The sequence below is a fragment of the Lacibacter sediminis genome, assembly GCF_014168535.1.
GTDB lineage: Bacteria > Bacteroidota > Bacteroidia > Chitinophagales > Chitinophagaceae > Lacibacter > Lacibacter sediminis.
Genome location: NZ_CP060007.1, coordinates 285,188 through 302,271, shown reverse-complemented (window position 1 = coordinate 302,271; position 17,084 = coordinate 285,188). Strand labels below are relative to the sequence as shown.

At 41.6% G+C, this 17,084-nt stretch carries 17 protein-coding genes; 13 read left to right on the top strand and 4 right to left on the bottom strand.

What is annotated here, in order from left to right; all coding sequences use genetic code 11:
- Window positions 1–25: 25 nt before the first annotated feature.
- From ligA to H4075_RS01390, 3 genes are all read left to right on the top strand, one after another.
- Complete coding sequence (gene ligA, locus H4075_RS01400) at window positions 26–2,128, top strand: NAD-dependent DNA ligase LigA (RefSeq protein WP_182803455.1); 2,103 nt, start codon at window positions 26–28, stop codon at window positions 2,126–2,128.
- Window positions 2,129–2,192: 64 nt separating this feature from the next.
- Window positions 2,193–2,762: an NUMOD4 domain-containing protein gene (locus H4075_RS01395; protein WP_182803454.1), complete on the top strand. Its 570-nt coding sequence runs from the start codon at window positions 2,193–2,195 to the stop codon at window positions 2,760–2,762.
- 107 nt (window positions 2,763–2,869) lie between these two features.
- Entirely contained in the window at window positions 2,870–3,544 is a 675-nt protein-coding gene (locus tag H4075_RS01390) for a DUF2461 domain-containing protein (RefSeq protein WP_182803452.1), read from the top strand.
- A 98-nt stretch (window positions 3,545–3,642) separates the two neighbouring features.
- Here H4075_RS01390 and H4075_RS01385 read toward each other — a convergent pair whose 3' ends face one another.
- A complete protein-coding gene (locus H4075_RS01385; RefSeq protein ID WP_182803450.1) occupies window positions 3,643–4,632 on the bottom strand; it encodes an aspartate-semialdehyde dehydrogenase in 990 nt (329 codons plus the stop codon).
- Between the two features lie 357 nt (window positions 4,633–4,989).
- On the opposite strand from H4075_RS01385, the gene H4075_RS01380 reads away from it, so the two are divergent.
- The 3 genes from H4075_RS01380 (at window position 4,990) to H4075_RS01370 (ending at window position 8,321) form a co-directional block, all read left to right on the top strand.
- Entirely contained in the window at window positions 4,990–6,666 is a 1,677-nt protein-coding gene (locus H4075_RS01380) for a lamin tail domain-containing protein (RefSeq protein WP_182803448.1), read from the top strand.
- A 72-nt stretch (window positions 6,667–6,738) separates the two neighbouring features.
- Entirely contained in the window at window positions 6,739–7,782 is a 1,044-nt protein-coding gene (locus tag H4075_RS01375) for a hypothetical protein (RefSeq protein ID WP_182803446.1), read from the top strand.
- Between the two features lie 2 nt (window positions 7,783–7,784).
- Window positions 7,785–8,321, top strand: coding sequence for a hypothetical protein (locus tag H4075_RS01370; RefSeq protein WP_182803444.1), 537 nt, complete (start codon window positions 7,785–7,787; stop codon window positions 8,319–8,321).
- 222 nt (window positions 8,322–8,543) lie between these two features.
- Here the strand turns inward: H4075_RS01370 and H4075_RS01365 are convergent, their stop codons facing one another.
- Window positions 8,544–9,467 (bottom strand): PfkB family carbohydrate kinase, encoded by a 924-nt coding sequence (locus H4075_RS01365; protein ID WP_182803442.1) that lies wholly within the window; start codon window positions 9,465–9,467, stop codon window positions 8,544–8,546.
- A 132-nt stretch (window positions 9,468–9,599) separates the two neighbouring features.
- On the bottom strand, window positions 9,600–10,073 hold the full coding sequence (locus H4075_RS01360; protein WP_182803440.1) for a hypothetical protein: 474 nt from the start codon (window positions 10,071–10,073) through the stop codon (window positions 9,600–9,602).
- Between the two features lie 186 nt (window positions 10,074–10,259).
- Here H4075_RS01360 and H4075_RS01355 point away from each other — a divergent pair, with 186 nt between their 5' ends.
- The 6 genes from H4075_RS01355 to paaD all read left to right on the top strand — a co-directional run bounded on the left by H4075_RS01355 (window position 10,260) and on the right by paaD (window position 14,904).
- Window positions 10,260–10,850 carry a TetR/AcrR family transcriptional regulator gene (locus H4075_RS01355; RefSeq protein ID WP_182803438.1) on the top strand — a complete coding sequence of 197 codons (591 nt, stop codon included), beginning with the start codon at window positions 10,260–10,262 and terminating at the stop codon, window positions 10,848–10,850.
- A gap of 176 nt (window positions 10,851–11,026) precedes the next feature.
- Window positions 11,027–12,109 carry a 1,2-phenylacetyl-CoA epoxidase subunit PaaE gene (gene paaE, locus H4075_RS01350; protein WP_182803436.1) on the top strand — a complete coding sequence of 361 codons (1,083 nt, stop codon included), beginning with the start codon at window positions 11,027–11,029 and terminating at the stop codon, window positions 12,107–12,109.
- Window positions 12,110–12,211: 102 nt separating this feature from the next.
- Window positions 12,212–13,174 carry a 1,2-phenylacetyl-CoA epoxidase subunit PaaA gene (gene paaA / locus H4075_RS01345; protein ID WP_182803435.1) on the top strand — a complete coding sequence of 321 codons (963 nt, stop codon included), beginning with the start codon at window positions 12,212–12,214 and terminating at the stop codon, window positions 13,172–13,174.
- 21 nt (window positions 13,175–13,195) lie between these two features.
- Window positions 13,196–13,561, top strand: a complete 366-nt coding sequence (paaB, locus tag H4075_RS01340) for a 1,2-phenylacetyl-CoA epoxidase subunit PaaB (protein ID WP_182803433.1) — start codon at window positions 13,196–13,198, stop codon at window positions 13,559–13,561.
- A 33-nt stretch (window positions 13,562–13,594) separates the two neighbouring features.
- Complete coding sequence (paaC, locus tag H4075_RS01335; protein WP_182803431.1) at window positions 13,595–14,332, top strand: 1,2-phenylacetyl-CoA epoxidase subunit PaaC; 738 nt, start codon at window positions 13,595–13,597, stop codon at window positions 14,330–14,332.
- A gap of 38 nt (window positions 14,333–14,370) precedes the next feature.
- Window positions 14,371–14,904 carry a 1,2-phenylacetyl-CoA epoxidase subunit PaaD gene (gene paaD, locus H4075_RS01330; protein ID WP_182803429.1) on the top strand — a complete coding sequence of 178 codons (534 nt, stop codon included), beginning with the start codon at window positions 14,371–14,373 and terminating at the stop codon, window positions 14,902–14,904.
- Window positions 14,905–14,990: 86 nt separating this feature from the next.
- On the opposite strand, the gene H4075_RS01325 is transcribed toward paaD, so the two are convergent.
- Window positions 14,991–15,905: a TIM barrel protein gene (locus H4075_RS01325; protein WP_182803427.1), complete on the bottom strand. Its 915-nt coding sequence runs from the start codon at window positions 15,903–15,905 to the stop codon at window positions 14,991–14,993.
- 161 nt (window positions 15,906–16,066) lie between these two features.
- On the opposite strand from H4075_RS01325, the gene H4075_RS01320 reads away from it, so the two are divergent.
- Window positions 16,067–17,029: a formylglycine-generating enzyme family protein gene (locus tag H4075_RS01320; protein WP_182803425.1), complete on the top strand. Its 963-nt coding sequence runs from the start codon at window positions 16,067–16,069 to the stop codon at window positions 17,027–17,029.
- The last annotated feature ends 55 nt before the right edge of the window (window positions 17,030–17,084 follow it).

Here is a 17,084-nt window from a genome sequence, read left to right as displayed (position 1 = left end):
TTTTTACCGTCTGATTTTATTTCTTATGTATTCAGCCGATAATACCAAGCAATTGCAGCAAAGCACCACAAGCTTGCTGCATCAACTGAAAAGTTCATCTCTCAGTGAAGAACAAATCGAAGAACTGAGAAATGCTCTGCGTTTCCATGAATATCGTTATTATATTCAGAACGATCCGCTCATCAGCGATTTTGAATATGATCAGTTATACAAAGCCTTAGAAAAGATCGAAGCTGCCAATCCTTCGCTCATTACAAGCGACTCACCTACTCAACGTGTAGCAAAAGGGTTGGGAAATGATTTTAAAAAAGTACAGCATCTTGTTCCGATGCTCAGTCTTGAAAACTCTTATGATGCTGATGATCTTATTGATTGGGACCGCAAAGCGAAAGAAGCAAGCGGACTTGATCATATTGAATACTGCGTTGAGCCAAAGTTTGACGGTGCCAGCATTTCACTTATTTATGAAGATGATAAACTGGTTCGGGCTGCAACACGTGGCGATGGAACAGAAGGTGAAGAGATCACTACCAATGTTCGACAAATTCGTTCCATTCCATTGTCAGCAGAGTTTTCGAAATTCGCCATCAAACAAATTGAAATACGTGGTGAGATATTGATGAGTAAGAAAAATTTCAAAGCCTATAACGATCAATTAGCGGAAGAAAATTTGCCGCCGCTTGCCAATCCACGCAATGCAGCCAGCGGCAGCTTACGTATAAAAGATGCAAAAGAAGTTGCCCGCAGAAATCTTGAAGCATTTTTATATCATGTTGGTTACGTAGCAATGGTTGATCGGAAGCAATCAACATATGATGTATTACACACGCACAGCGGTGCATTGAAAATGATGTGGGAGCTTGGCTTCCGTAGTCCTGAAAAAGAAAAAAAGATCTGCAAAGGCATACAGGAAGTAATTGACTACTGTAATGAATTTGAACAGAAGCGGGATACACTGCCTTACGAAATTGATGGCATGGTGATCAAAGTAAACGATCTGCAACTCCAGGATCAAATGGGCATGACCAGTCATCACCCACGTTGGGCCATTGCCTATAAATTCAAAGCAAGACAGGGAACCAGTAAGCTCCGTGCAGTTGAATACCAGGTTGGCCGCACAGGTGCAGTTACACCTGTTGCCAAGATCGATCCGGTAGCTATTGGCGGTGTAACGGTAACGAGTATCTCTTTACATAACCAGGATTTTATTGCAGAGAAAGACCTGATGCTGGGCGATACAGTTTTGGTAGAACGTGCGGGTGATGTAATTCCTTACATCGTTAAATCAATGGCTGAGCTGCGTACAGGTAAAGAAGAAAAGATCATCTTCCCTACCCATTGCCCGGTTTGCAACAGTGTGTTGGTAAAACCAGCAGAAGAAGCTGTGTGGCGTTGTAATAATTATCAATGTGAAGCGCAGGTGGTTGAACGTATCATTCATTTCAACAGCAAAGATGCGATGGATATTCGTGGCATGGGCGATGCGAATGTGCGGAAGTTTTATGAGCTCGGCTTTCTGAAAGATATTCCATCGTTGTATCGTTTGCCCTATGATAAGATCAAAGGATTGGAAGGTTACGGCGCAAAGAGTGTTGATAATCTGCAAACAGCAATTGAAAATTCAAAGAAGCAACCGTTATTCCGTTTGATCTATGCATTAGGTATCCGCTTTGTTGGTGAAGCAACGGCAAAGACATTAGCCAATTCAACCAAACATCTGCTGGATATTGCCGGAAAAACATTGGAAGAATTACAACAACTGGAAGATATTGGTCCGAGAGTTGCAGGAAGCATTCATGATTTTTTCAGCAACGAACAGAACCTGCAACTATTGAAAGAACTGGAAGAACTTGGCTTGCAATTAAAGAATGAGCAGAAAGAAAGTAAACATGAAGGTAATTTAACGGGTGTTACTTTTTTATTTACAGGAACATTGCCTACCTTGAAGAGAAGTGCTGCAGAACAAATGGCAGAAGAACATGGTGGAAGCATATTGAGTGGCGTGAGTGCAAAATTAAATTATCTTGTAGTGGGTGAAGATGCAGGCAGCAAACTGGAAAAAGCGAAAAAAATAAGCACCATAAAAATTATAACAGAAGAAGAATTCCTGGCACTGTTAAAAAATTAATATAGGATTTCACTTGCAGGTACAGGGTTTGCTGTTGTATATTTAGTATCTCCAATCTTTTCGTATGATCAAGAAACTTCCCGGAGAAAAATGGAAACAATTGCAATTTGCCGGTTGGAAACAATTACGTCGCAAATACGCAGTTTCAAATCTTGGCCGTTGTGCAAGTTATTCTTCTGATATTTCAGAAGATGGAAAATTACTCAACGGTTCCATTACAACCGGTTACCGTACGTTAAACCTGCATCGTGCAGATAACAAAGGAACCATCTACCTGCACCGTGAAGTAGCAAAACTTTTTTGTGCGAAACAATCAACAAAAAACAAGTTTGTCATTCATCTCAACCATAACAAAAAAGATAACCGTGCTGCTAATCTGAAATGGGCAACATTGGAACAAATGTCAGCTCATCAACAAAAAAGCCCTCAAAAGATCGCTTACAAAAAATTACAGAAAGAACGCAGCAGCACGCAAAAAGGATTGAAGCTTTCTCCGCTGCAGGTAAAGACGATCAAAAAGATCATTCAGGATCCCAACCGCAATGTTACCTACAAACAACTGGCGAAAAAGTACAGCGTAAGTGAAATGACTTTGTACAGAATAAGAAGCGGTGAAAACTGGGGAGCAGTTTAAGATTGCAGATATTTGATTTCTGATTACTTACTCACATCTTCACAGAACTATTTTAGCATAGTATTGTTTGGTTATGCAAATTTGCATCTTCACTACAACCTTATTTTATGCTGCAAACTTCCACACTCAAATTTTTAAAAGACTTAAAGAAGAATAACAATAAGCCCTGGTTCGATGCAAATCGAAAATCTTACGATGCTGCCAAAGCAGATTTTGTTGGGTTTATTGATACAGTAATAGAAAAGCATGGGAAGAAAGATCCTTCCATTGCACATCTTGCTGCAAAAGATTGCATCTTCCGTATAAACCGGGATGTTCGTTTCAGTAAAGATAAAAGTCCTTACAAAACAAACATGGGCGCCTACATGAATAAGGACGGCAAAAAAGGAATGACAGCCGGCTACTACTTTCATTGTGAACCGGGTGCTGCGTTTGGAGGAGGTGGTTTATATGTACCGCCACCTGATTTTTTAAAAAACGTGCGCCAGGAAATTGATTATAACTGGAAAGAATTTCAGAAGATCATCAGCAACAAAAAATTCAAAGCGGTATTTGGCGATCTGTCAACTGAAGGTGATCTGAAATTGGCACGACCACCAAAAGGTTATGAAGCTGATAATCCCGCCATTGAATATCTGAAATTGAAAAGCTGGATCGCCATGCAAAACTTTTCTGATGCTGATCTAACATCGAAAGACCTGGTAAAAAAAGTATGCGTCAATTTTGAAACGCTGCAACCGTTACTGCAGTTTTTGAATGAAGGATTGCATACAGGTGAATAATAACAGTATCTCCCCAGAAATAAAAAGAGCGCTTCAATTGAAGCGCTCTTTTTTGTTAAGTTTTTTTATGTTCTGACAGCCGCTGGCCGTGCCGACCATTACAACAAACCTTTGCCCTGCAGGTATTCTGCAATTTGCACAGCATTGGTTGCCGCACCTTTGCGCAGGTTATCACTAACGATCCACATATTTAATGTATTGGCTTGTGTTTCATCTCTGCGCAAACGACCAACAAACACATCATCTTTTTCATGTGCATCCATCGGCATTGGGTATTGTTGTGTAGCAGGATCATCTACTACCACAATACCAGGAGCAGAGCTGAGCAATGCTTTTACTTCGTTCAAATCGAAATCATTTGCAAACTCAACGTTCACACTTTCGCTATGACCACCCATTACCGGAATACGCACTGTTGTTGCTGTTACACGAATGGAATCATCGCCCATGATCTTGCAGGTTTCTTTCACCATTTTCATTTCTTCTTTGGTGTACCCATTCTCCAAAAACACATCGATCTGGGGAATCACATTCAGATCAATTGGATATTTATAAGCCATCTCACCTACAATACCTTTACGTTCATTCAACAACTGATCAACGGCTTTTACGCCAGTACCTGTTACACTTTGGTACGTTGATACAACCACACGCTTGATCTGGTATTTTTTATGCAGTGGTTGCAAGGCCACCACCATCTGAATAGTAGAACAGTTAGGGTTAGCAATCACTTTATCTGCTGCAGTTAACACATCAGCATTTACTTCAGGCACTACTAATTTTTTTGTTGGGTCCATGCGCCATGCACTGGAGTTATCGATCACAGTAATACCGGCTTCTGCAAACTTTGGTGCCCACTCAGTTGAAGTACCACCACCGGCACTGAATAAAGCCACAGCAGGTTTGGCAGCTATTGCATCGGTCATGCTTACCACTTTGTATTTCTTTCCCTTGAACTCAACTTCTTTACCAACGGAACGTTCACTTGCAACGGGAACTAATTCAGTAACCGGGAAATTCCTTTCTGCTAATACCTGTAACATTTTGGTTCCTACAAGACCTGTAGCGCCAACTACTGCAACTTTCATTTTGTTTTTTGTTTTGTTTCTGTCCGACGCCCTCGTCTGACAGAATTTTTTTGTTTGATTAATAAATCCATCAGACGAGGGCATCAGATGGGGGTAAAAAATAAGGCCTTCCGTTTCGGGAAGGCCTGTTATTATGTTTACAACACAACGTACAATGTTACCTTCCCTTGCGGAACTGTTTCTTTGTGCGTTTTGTATGTTTCATTGTCATCATGAGGGTCAAAAGTAAAGCTGAATGAGCGTTTCACCAAATTGTTTTTAGAATTTTCATCGAGGTATTTACGCAATCGTTTGATTAATGTTATTTTTAAGTACATGCTGCAACCTAAACTCCTTATAACAATTGTTTGTTTGTTGATGCTGCAAGCAAACGCTTTCACCCAAAACAAATACAGCGTCGTCATCAGTGAAATCATGAGTGATCCCACACCACAAATCGGGTTGCCGAATGTTGAATGGATCGAGATACGCAACACTGCCACATCAGCTATCAACTTACAAAACTGGCGGGTGGGTGATGCAAATGGAGTGAGTGGACCATTGCCTAACTTTTTATTACAACCGGATAGCAGTGCCATCATTTGCGGAACAACTGCAGCTGTAACCATGCAACAGTATGGCCGCACTTTTGCTGTTACAAGTTTTCCTTCATTGGATAATACTGGCGAAACGATTTTCATCCGCAGTAACAGCGGTGCAACTATTCATGCAGTAGAATACAATCTCAGTTGGTTCAACAATGCGGTGAAGAGTGATGGTGGCTGGACTTTGGAAATGGTTGATACAAAAAATCCGTGCAGCGCTGCAAACAACTGGCGTGCAAGTATTGATACAAGAGGCGGTACACCAGGGATAAAAAATTCAGTTGATGGGATTAATAATGATCAAACAGCTCCTGCTTTGATCAGGGCTTTTGCAATTGATAACAGCACTGTACTGTTAACTTTTGATGAATCGTTAGATAGTGTTTCGGCTGCAACTGCAGCCAACTACCAATTTAGCAATGGCATTGGCACAGCTGTTACAGCAGTTTGTCTTGCTCCGCTTTTCAATACCGTTCAACTTACAGTAAATAGTCAATTGCAGTCGGGAACAGTTTATACCGTTACTGCTTCCAATGTAAAAGATTGCAGCGGCAACAGTATCACTGCATTTAATAGTACAAAGCTGGGACTTAGTTCAGCTGCTGTTGCAAATGATATCATCATTAATGAAGTTCTATTTAACCCAACAAGTGATGGCACCGATTATGTGGAGATATACAACCGCAGCAATAAGATCATCAATTTAAAAACATTATTACTTGCAAACCGGAGCAGTGCAGGAGCTATTGCCAACATGCGGGCTTTAACTGCAACCGACAGAGCGATGTTCCCCGGCGAATATCTTGTGCTGAGTGAAGATGAAGCAACTGTAAAACGACAATTCATAGCAAAAAATCTCTCAGCGTTTCTCAACCTCTCTTCCATGCCTTCTTATTCCGATGATAAAGGCAATGTGGTATTAACTGATAACGGTGGACTTGTGATCGATGAATTAGCTTATGATGATAAATGGCATTTCGCTTTGATCAGCAATAGTGAAGGAGTAGCATTAGAACGCATCGATCCAAATGCTGACACACAAAACAAAGACAACTGGCATAGTGCTGCAAAAGATGTGGGATACGGAACGCCTGGTTATCAAAACTCACAATTCCGTTTAGATCTGCAGGTGCAAGGGGATGTAACAGCAATGCCCGAAGTATTTTCTCCTGACAATGATGGCACCGATGATTTCCTCACCATCACTTATCGTTTTCCTGAAACAGGTTATGTAATGAATATTACGGTGTTTGATGCTGCCGGCCGTCCTGTAAAAGCATTGCAACGAAATGCCATTTGCAGCCAGCAAGGCAATTTTCGCTGGGATGGCTTGAATGATAAACTGCAACAGTTACCACTCGGTCCGTATGTGATCTTTACAGAAGTATTTAATCTGCAGGGCAAAGTAAAACGGTTTAAAAACCAGGTAGTGCTTGCAAGAAGATTGTAATGACATCAATCAGATGCAGCCACAATCGCTGCAACGAAAGTTTGAGTAACTTGAAGCCTGAAGCGAAGTACCATGATCAGCCGCAAAAAAATATTTTATCCCATTAGCGAACCCTTGCACCAGTACCTGCGGTTGTATCACCAGGAATTAACGCTGCCTGTATCTTACGACGATCTGAAGTATTATGCAGAATCAATCCCGTTGCTTGATAAGTTTGGGAAAGACACGCTTTGGGAAACAGTGATCTATCCGCAGTCGGAGATAACAAGAGTACACGATCATATAAAAGTGATCTATGCCAAGTTAAAAGCTGCAGGTGATCTAAAAGCGCTGAACCACCTCTACATTGAACGCATCGATTACTGCACGTTTGGCAATTCGCATCCATATCGTATCAAGATCGTAAACAAGTATAATGATGTGTACGATTACTTCTATATCAAAACGGCTGACGCATCACGCATTTATGGTCTGGAGCTGGAGCAGCTCTTATCGCCAAACCCTGTGCATTATTTGTGTGATGGCAATACGTTGGTGGAAGAACATATTGCAGGTATTCCGGGTGATCAGTTTTTAAAATTGATTCCCCGCAGGCCCGAATACAATCTGAAACGTATTGCAAAAGAGTTTGTGAAGTTTAATGAGCGTTGTTTCCTGCGTTTGCTGGGCGATATGCGTGCTTACAATTTTGTTTTCATCATCACACCCGATTTTGATGATTATAAATTCTTCATCCGGGCCATTGATTTTGATCAGCAGTTTTATGAAGGCAGTAAGAATATTTATCTGCCACAGTTCTTTAAAGAAAATTACCCATTTGTTGAATTGGTGCAAAAGCATTTGAACCGTGAAGTGGTGCAGCAATACCAGCAGGAAGAAAGGGCATTGATCGCAAGGCGTATCCGTGAAGAGCGCTACCGCTTAAGAGACCTGCGTGATGTGGTGGTGAAAGATCAGATCTCCACTCCCGAAAAAATTCAACAGCTGGGCCATGAGCTTGCTATGCATTACGATGATCCGGTGTTTGCACGCTGTAAAAGCATGGGTGAAATCATTGACCGGAGTTTGAAACGGGTGCTGATCAGAACACATACGAAAGAGTTTAAGATAGGATAACCATGAAACATATTTCACTCATTACAATTTTGATATTAATTATTACCAGCAGCAGCAATTGCAAAAAGAGTGATTTGCTTGGCGACAAACTACCACCCGCCACACAGGAAGGAAAAAACACCTGCGGGTTTTTGGTTAACGGAAAGGTTTGGCTGCCGAGGGGAGATAATGGTTACCCAAAGCTTAGTTGTTACTACGATGAAACGTATATGGGAGGGGCGTTTAATATAAATGGCTATCGATACGAGCCAGGTGCCAGTAATTCCAGTGGATTTGTTGTAGCTGGCAGTAATATACAAACAGCAGGTTATTATAAACTAAATATAACCTCTGCTACTATCGGAGAATACTTTGGGGCTACTGGCACATGCATTATTTATAATTGGGACGATACCATACCCAACCACAATGCCTACTTAAATATCACCAAACTTGATAAAGTAAACAGAATTGTGTCTGGAACTTTCGAGTTTGCGTTAGCATTACCTGGTTGTGAAACTATACGTATAACTCAAGGAAGATTTGACATGAAATATTAATCATTAAACATTTATTACTTATGAGAAAGTTTTTTACAAGCATGTTGCTTGTACAGGTAGTTTTTTGCCTTTACGTAAACTATTAATAGCGCAAGCGTCTCGCTTGTGCTATTAATAAAAATAATAATAAGGCACAAGCGAGACGCTTGTGCCAAGCAGTACCACGCATAAATGACAAAGCCCTGCAATTGCAGGGCTTTGTCATTTATTGTAAATACTTCCTCACACCAACTCAATATCAAAATTCACCAGTTGTACAAACTGTTGAATGCGTGCATCAATATCTTCTTTTGAAATTTCTTTTAATCTTGTTGTTCCGAATTTCTCCACGCAAAAACTAGCCATTGCACTTCCTACAATGATAGCCGTCTTCATATTTTCGAAACTGATGTCTTTTGTTTTTGCAATATGACCAATAAATCCACCGGCAAATGTATCACCGGCACCTGTTGGGTCAAACACATCTTCTAGCGGCAGGGCAGGAGCGAAAAATACTTGATCACCATGGAATAACAACGCACCGTGTTCACCTTTTTTAATGATCAGGTATTTTGGCCCCATGTTCATGATCACTTTAGCAGCTTTCACCAGCGAGTATTGTCCGCTTAACTGGCGAGCTTCGCTGTCATTCACCATCAATACATCTACTTTCTTCAATACATTCTCTAAGTCCGGCATTGCAATTTCCATCCAGAAATTCATGGTATCAAGCACCACCAGCTTTGGTTTATTCTTCATCTGCTCGATCACTGCATTCTGCACTGCAGGCACCAGGTTCCCCAACATCAGGAATTCACAATCCTGGTAACTATCCGGAACAACAGGGTTAAAGTTGGCCAATACGTTCAGTTGCGTATCCAGTGTATCACGGGTATTCATATCTAAATGATAGCGGCCGCTCCAGAAAAATGATTTCTCGTTTTCTTTGATCTCCACCCCTTCTGTTACCACACCACGGGCCTCAAGCATTTGCAGTTCTTCTTTCGGAAAATCACCGCCAACCACGCTGATCTGTTTGATGGGTTGGGCAAAATTTGAAGCGCTCCAGGCAATATACGTGGCGGCGCCACCAATGATCTTATCACTTTTACCAAATGGGGTTTCAATTGCATCAAAGGCCATAGAGCCCACAACTACTAAAGACATAAGGAGAGTTTGTTTTTTGTTTACCGCATTTACGGATGCGGACAAAGGTAATGGCTGAGGACCTATTGCCGAAAAAGGATATAAAAAAAGCACCGCCGTTGACAGCAGTGCTTCACAGAAACGAAACCCGTTTTACTTTTTATCGCTCCGTACGAGGTCAAAAAACTTGTTATCGCTCATGCCCAGCCAAATCATATCGATCTGGTTAATGTCGAAGGCTTTATCGAAACACACATACTGAATGTGGTTTTGGCCCGGTTGAACTGTCCAGTTACAAGACAGATCGCCATCTTTTGCCTGGGTGGTATAATTATAGAACATATCGTTGTTCTTGAGCTTAATGTAGATCTTATAATCGCTCCATTTGAATGGTTCGGCACCTTCCTGGTTTATAACGGCCATGCGTATCTTGGTGTACCCTGTTCCATCATCACGGGTAATAAATTCGTTCTTGGTTACATACACGCCAATCAGGAAGTTGATGGTTTTACTTGGGTTTGAAATGCTCTCGTAATAGTAATAATCACTTTGAGCTTTTGCAGATGTTGGAGCAAGTGTTAAGAATGCTCCACAAATAAGGGCGAGGAAAAGGAGTTTCTGTTTCATTGAATGATGTTTAATTGTTTTGGGTAACCGCAATACATGCAACTTACAATGCAGGATAATCTTTTTTTTTGCAGCATTATGCAGATATCGCAAGTCGTAAACTTTACATTTCAAAACTATCAAACGGGGCTTTTCATTTCAATACCCGCAACACGGTATTTTACCTAAAACAAAGTACATTTGGGCATGGGAAAACTGAAAGTGCCAAAGAATGGCAACCGCAAAGACCTCATTGTAAAAGCCGGCGCCGCCCTCTTCAGGGAAAAAGGTTTTGGTGCAGCCAGTATGAGAGACCTGGCTGAGAACCTTGGTATTGAAGCCGCAAGCTTGTACAATCACATACGTTCCAAAAATGAGATATTGGAATCGGTATGTTTTAATGTAGCCAATCGTTTTAACCTGCATTTAGATGAAATTGAAAGTGGCAGTCTTACGCCGATCAAAAAGATCGAAACCCTGCTTCGTTTTCATATTCAGCAGATGATCGACAACTACGAAGAAGTAATGGTGAGCGACAGGGAGTGGAAACACCTTGATGAGCCTTACCGTTCTAACTTCCACACACAACGTCGTAATTACAGAAAACGACTTGCGTTGATCATTGAAGATGGAATGAAAAAAGGCGAGATCAAAAAGATCGATGCGCCTACAGCTGTTGTCATCCTGCTTCATTCTGTAAGCGGTATTGAAAGCTGGCACCGTTCTACTGCCAAGATCAGTGGCAATGAGCTGGAAGACAATATGGTGTTGATCATGATCGATGGGTTAAGAAAATAAGATTGCTCCCCTCCATTTACTTCACATCAAACGGCTTGCTTTTCCAATGAAATACCTTTTTTATTTGCGCTGTGCCATTTAAGTTTACAGCTTATGGCGCTAACGGACAACCTTTTGCATATACCAACCGTTAACTGAGTTGCAGAACAAAGCTGTATTAATTTTTTTGATTGCATATGTCTATCCATTTTCATGAACTGAGAGTTAAAGAAGTAAAGAAAGAAACAAGTGATTGTGTTTCTGTTTTGTTTGATGTGCCGGAAACTTTAAAAGAAGCTTTTGAGTTTACACAAGGACAGAGTCTTACCATGCGTTCTACAATCAATGGCGAAGAGGTAAGACGCACTTATTCTATTTGCAGCAGCCCATTGGAGCATCAACTGAAAGTAGCTATCAAGAAAGTAGATGGTGGTTTGTTTTCAAGCTTTGCCAACGAGCAACTCAAGAAGAATGATATGTTGGAAGTAATGACCCCGATCGGTCGTTTCTACACAACACTTGATACATCCAACAGAAAAAACTATGTGGCTTTTGCTGCAGGCAGTGGCATCACGCCTCTTCTTTCTATTATCAAAACAACGCTGGTAATTGAACCGGATAGTACGTTCACATTGGTGTATGGAAATAAAACCCGTTCATCCATTATCTTCTTTGAAGAACTGGAAGGGTTGAAGAATAAATACATCAACCGGTTTAACCTTATTCATATGTTAAGCAGGGAAAAAACAGATGCAGATCTAAATTTCGGCAGAATTACAAAAGACAAATGCAGCGATCTTTTCAGCAAACTGCTGGATGTAAAAACTGTAGATGAGTTTTTTATCTGCGGACCGGAAGAAATGATATTTTCGGTAAAAGATTTTTTAGAAAGCAATGGCGTGAGTGATAAGAAAATTCATTTTGAATTATTTACTACACCGGGACAGAATAAGAAGTCGGAGGTAAGAAGTACGAAGTACGAAGAAGATGGCCCGCAAAGTAAGATCACGGTTAAGTTAGATGGAAGGAGTTTTGATTTTTCGATTCCACTCAACAGCAATACAACAATCCTCGATGCAGCTATGCATGAGGGTGCCGATGTTCCTTATGCCTGCAAAGGCGGTGTATGCTGCACCTGCAAAGCCAAGCTGCTGGAAGGTGAAGTAAAAATGGACGTACATTGGGGTTTGGAGCAGGAAGAAATTGAACAGGGTTTTATCCTTACCTGCCAAAGCCACCCCGTTACCGATAAGGTAACAGTAGATTTTGATGTGAAGTAAGCACTCACATTTTGCATGAGATCAATCAGTACAGACAATCGCTAAACAAAAACCACAAACAGACGTTAGTTATCGTTAAATTTGTGGACTAAAGTGAATGTTATGTCGGTACATGATTTAGAACAAATATTCCAGAAAAAAATTGACGAAGAAGTCAAGATCGAACCCAAGGAATGGATGCCCGATGCCTACCGGAAAACGAATATCCGGCAGATCAGTCAGCATGCTCATAGTGAAATTGTAGGCATGTTGCCCGAAGGCAACTGGATCAGTCGTGCGCCATCACTGAAACGCAAAGCCATTCTAATGGCCAAAGTGCAGGACGAAGCCGGTCATGGTTTATATCTCTACTGTGCCGCTGAAACATTGGGCATGAGCAGGGAACAAATGATCGACGACTTGCATAGTGGCAAAGCCAAATATTCTTCCATCTTTAATTATCCCACATTAACATGGGCCGATATGGGCGCCATCGGCTGGTTGGTTGATGGTGCTGCCATCCTGAACCAGGTAATGTTGTGCCGCACCAGTTACGGACCATACGCAAGAGCGATGGTGCGAATTTGCAAAGAAGAAAGTTTCCATCAGCGTCAGGGTTTTGAATCGTTATTGGTTTTATCAAAAGGAACCGATGAACAAAAAGCGATGTGCCAGGATGCCATCAACAGATGGTGGTGGCCAAGCCTGATGATGTTTGGACCAAAGGATAGTGAAAGCACCAACAGCGATCAAAGTATGAAGTGGAAGATCAAACGCAAAACAAATGATGAACTGCGCCAGCAGTTTGTAGATATGTGTGTGGAGCAGGTAAAATTATTAGGTATGACTTTGCCCGATCCGCATTTGAAATGGAATGAAGAACGTGGTCACTATGATTTTGGTGAAATAGATTGGAATGAATTCTGGAATGTGGTGAAAGGAAATGGTCCTTGTAATAAACAACGTTTAGAAGCACGCCGCAAAGCGCATGAAGAAGGAAGATGGGTACGTGAAGCAGCTGCAGCGCATGCAGAAAAAAGAAAACAACAACCCCAAACCCCGAAAGGGGCTTTAGCAGCAGCGTAAGTAAACTTAACAACAGCAATTATGAACTTTCAGATAAGAAAATTTTATTACGGCGATATACCTGAAGAAAAAGGGGGTGGCAGTAACTATCAAACACAAGCCGATACTACGGCTTGGCCACTATGGGAAGTGTTTATTCGCAGCAAGCAGGGTCTTGATCATAAACATGTGGGTAGTTTAAAAGCTGCTGACGCACAAATGGCGATTGAAAATGCAAGAGATGTTTATACAAGACGTATGGAAGGCGTAAGCATCTGGGTGGTGGAAAGCAAATACATTCATGCCAGCAATCCCGATGAAGCAGAAAGTTTATACGATCCAGCGAATGATAAAGTTTACCGTCATCCTACTTTTTATGATTTGCCCGATGAGGTGAAGCATATGTAACCACTGAGGAAAACTGATTAAACGATTTTATTGATGAGCGCTTCACTGATAGATTATACACTACACTTAGCAGATACAACACTAATTCTTTCGCAACGGAATAGTGAATGGTGTGGACATGGGCCCATATTGGAACAGGATATTGCCATCACCAATATTTCATTAGACTTACTCGGTCAATCACGAAATTTTTATCAATACGCTGCAACAATAATGAACAATGGATCAACTGAAGATTCATTAGCATACCTGCGAACCGAACGTGAGTTTAAAAATTTATTATTGGTTGAACTGGAAAGTGGCGATTGGGGGCAAAGCATTTTACGTCAGTTTCTTTACAGCCAGTTTCAACATTTATTATTTCAGCAACTGCAACAAACCAAGGATGAACAGTTGGCAGCTATTGCAGCAAAAGCTATTAAAGAAACAACCTATCATCTTCGCTGGAGCAGCGAATGGGTGATTCGTTTGGGCGATGGTACTGATGAAAGTCATAAACGCATGCTCCATGCCATTGATGAACTGTGGCGTTACACCGGTGAACTGTTTGAAGCTGCAGATTATGAAACAGCAATGGGCATTGATCTTGCTTCAATCAAACAAACATGGACAGAAAAAGTAACGGCTGTCTTTGATGAAGCAAAACTTCCTGTTCCTGAAAATGTATTTATGCAGAGTGGCGGTAAGAAAGGAGTTCATACAGAACAGCTCGGCTATATCTTAACAGAATTACAGTACCTGCAACGGACTTATCCCGGAGCGAAGTGGTAAAACCCCCATCCCCTGAAGGGGAGTTATTATCGCACATCATGAATAGTGAACAGCAACATATCATCTCTTCAACCTCAGAACAAAAAATCTGGTCGATACTTAGTACGGTAGTTGATCCGGAAGTTCCTGTGTTAACGGTGCTTGATTTGGGAATTGTAAGAGAAGTAAAGTTTTTAAACACCCCTTTAGGGGATGGGGGCATTGAAATCATCATAACACCTACTTACACGGGTTGCCCGGCCATGGATATGATTGCCATGAACATTCGTCTTGCATTAGCCGAGCAGGGATATAAACAAGTGAAAGTTACTTCTGTACTTTCGCCTGCATGGACCACCGATTGGATGACAGAAGCAGGAAAAGAAAAACTGAAACAATACGGCATCGCTCCTCCTAATCCAAAACAACAGGTTTGTAACGATCAGTTATTTGCCCCAAATGAAGCGGTGCAATGTCCGCACTGCAATTCCCATCACACACACCGCATCAGCGAGTTTGGATCAACAGCCTGCAAAGCATTGTATCAATGCGACGATTGCAAAGAGCCGTTCGATTATTTTAAATGCCATTGAGGATTGCAGATTTTAGATTGGCGATTGCAGATTGATACGATGCTTCATTACCAAATCTGAAATCGTAATTCTGCAATCTAAAATCATCAGAAGCTGTCTGCTTCCCGATACGCTTTGATCAATGCCAGCTCCCCTTCTTTACCCGGCGCTGCATTACCATGTTCCATCCCCATAATTCCTTTGAAGCCTTTCTTGTGAATATGTTTGAAGATGTTCTTGTAATTCATTTCACCGGTGCCGGGTTCTTTACGGCCGGGGTTATCTCCAATCTGGAAGTAACCAGTCTCTTCCCACACACGATCGATGGATGCAATTATATTGCCTTCGTTGCGCTGCATATGATACATATCAAACAAAAACTTACACGACGGACTGTTCACTGCTTTGCAGATCATATACGTTTGATCGGTACCACGTAAGAAGAGATCATTGTTATCGCTCAACGCTTCCAATACCATGATCAAACCATGCGGCTCTAAAATTTCAGCGCCTTTGCGTAAGGCAGTAATTACATTTGCTGTTTGCATATCCATCGACAAGCGCCGATCATAATTGCCGGGCACAACCGTCAACCATTTTGCATTACAACGCTTGGCCACTTCAACTGCTGTTTTACAGTCTTTCATCATCTTATCGACCCACTCCTGTTTACCGCTGGTGAGCGATGTGATCCAATGCCAGTTATCAGATGTAATCACAAACACACCCATACGCATCCCCAGCTTCGCCAACAGATCGCCGATCTTTTTCTGCTCATCTGCAGAGCGGCTCATCATACCATTGTCTTCAATACTGCGGAAACCCTGATCATAAGCCCAGCGTATCTGATCAAGAAAACTATCACCAGCATGATTTTTAAACATGCCTGCATGAAAAGCATAATCTAACTGAAAAGGTTTTTCTGCTGCCTGGAATTTGTTTGATTCAGCCAAAGCACTTGTACCTGTTACAGCAGCTGCGCCTGCCAATACCGATTGCTGAAGAAATTGTCTGCGTTGCATAGTTGATTGTTTGGGTTCTCAATTTAACGACTATGTTTAAGAAATACGAACTCGATTTATCCAGCTGCGCAAACGGTTTCACAGAAAGAAAAACGCCCATTTACATTTCGCTAACACTTGTAACCATTAGATTCAGTAATTTCCATCTTCCCTTTATTGTTATGAAGAAGCTTTTACTCGCCATTCCGATTCTTGCTGCGGCTGCAATTGTGCAGGCACAAACTACTGATACATCATTTCGTAGTTATCTTCAAGCCATTCCTTCAAGTGTTTTCCAAAGTAAAATGGTTGCCATCCCTGCCGGATCATTCATGATGGGCAGCAGTGATGCGGATAAACTGAAAGAAGCAGATGAAACACCGCAACGCCAGGTAAACGTAGATGCATTCTGGATAGGTGCGTATGAAGTAACGTATGATGAGTTCAATGCATTTTTTCTCGATGAATCGATTAGCCAGAATACAGCAGTTGATGCAGTAACAAGACCCAGCTCTCCTTATATTGATATGACACTGGGCATGGGCAAGGAAGGCGGCTTTCCTGCCAACAGTATGCAGCAGTATGGTGCATTGATGTATTGCAAATGGTTATATAAAAAAACCGGTGTGTTCTTTCGTTTGCCAACAGAAGCCGAATGGGAATATGCTTGCCGTGCAGGCTCAACAACTGCTTATCCATTCGGAACTGATGTAAAGCAATTAGAGAAATACGGTTGGTTTAAAAACAATAGTGATAACCGATATCATAAAGTTGGAGAGAAGCAGCCGAATGCCTGGGGATTATATGATATGTTGGGTAATGTTGGTGAGTGGGTGTTGGATCAATACAGTGAAACCTATTTCACAACCATTGCCGATAAAGCAAGTAACCCGTTGATTGAACCAACGAACCGATATCCAAGAACAGTGAAAGGTGGAACTTACCAGGATGAAGCAAAAGAATTACGTAGTGCCAACCGGATTAAATCTGATCCCGTGTGGAACCGTCGTGATCCGCAGATACCAAGAAGCAAATGGTGGAATGCTGATGCACCGTTTATCGGTTTCCGTATCATTCGTCCGTTGAAACAACCAAGTGCAGAAGAAGCGGAAGCGTTCTTTCAAAAATACCTTGGAGAGGAATAAAGTACGAAGTAAGAGGTACGAAGTACGTAAAACAACTCCGTGCATTCCGTGTCTC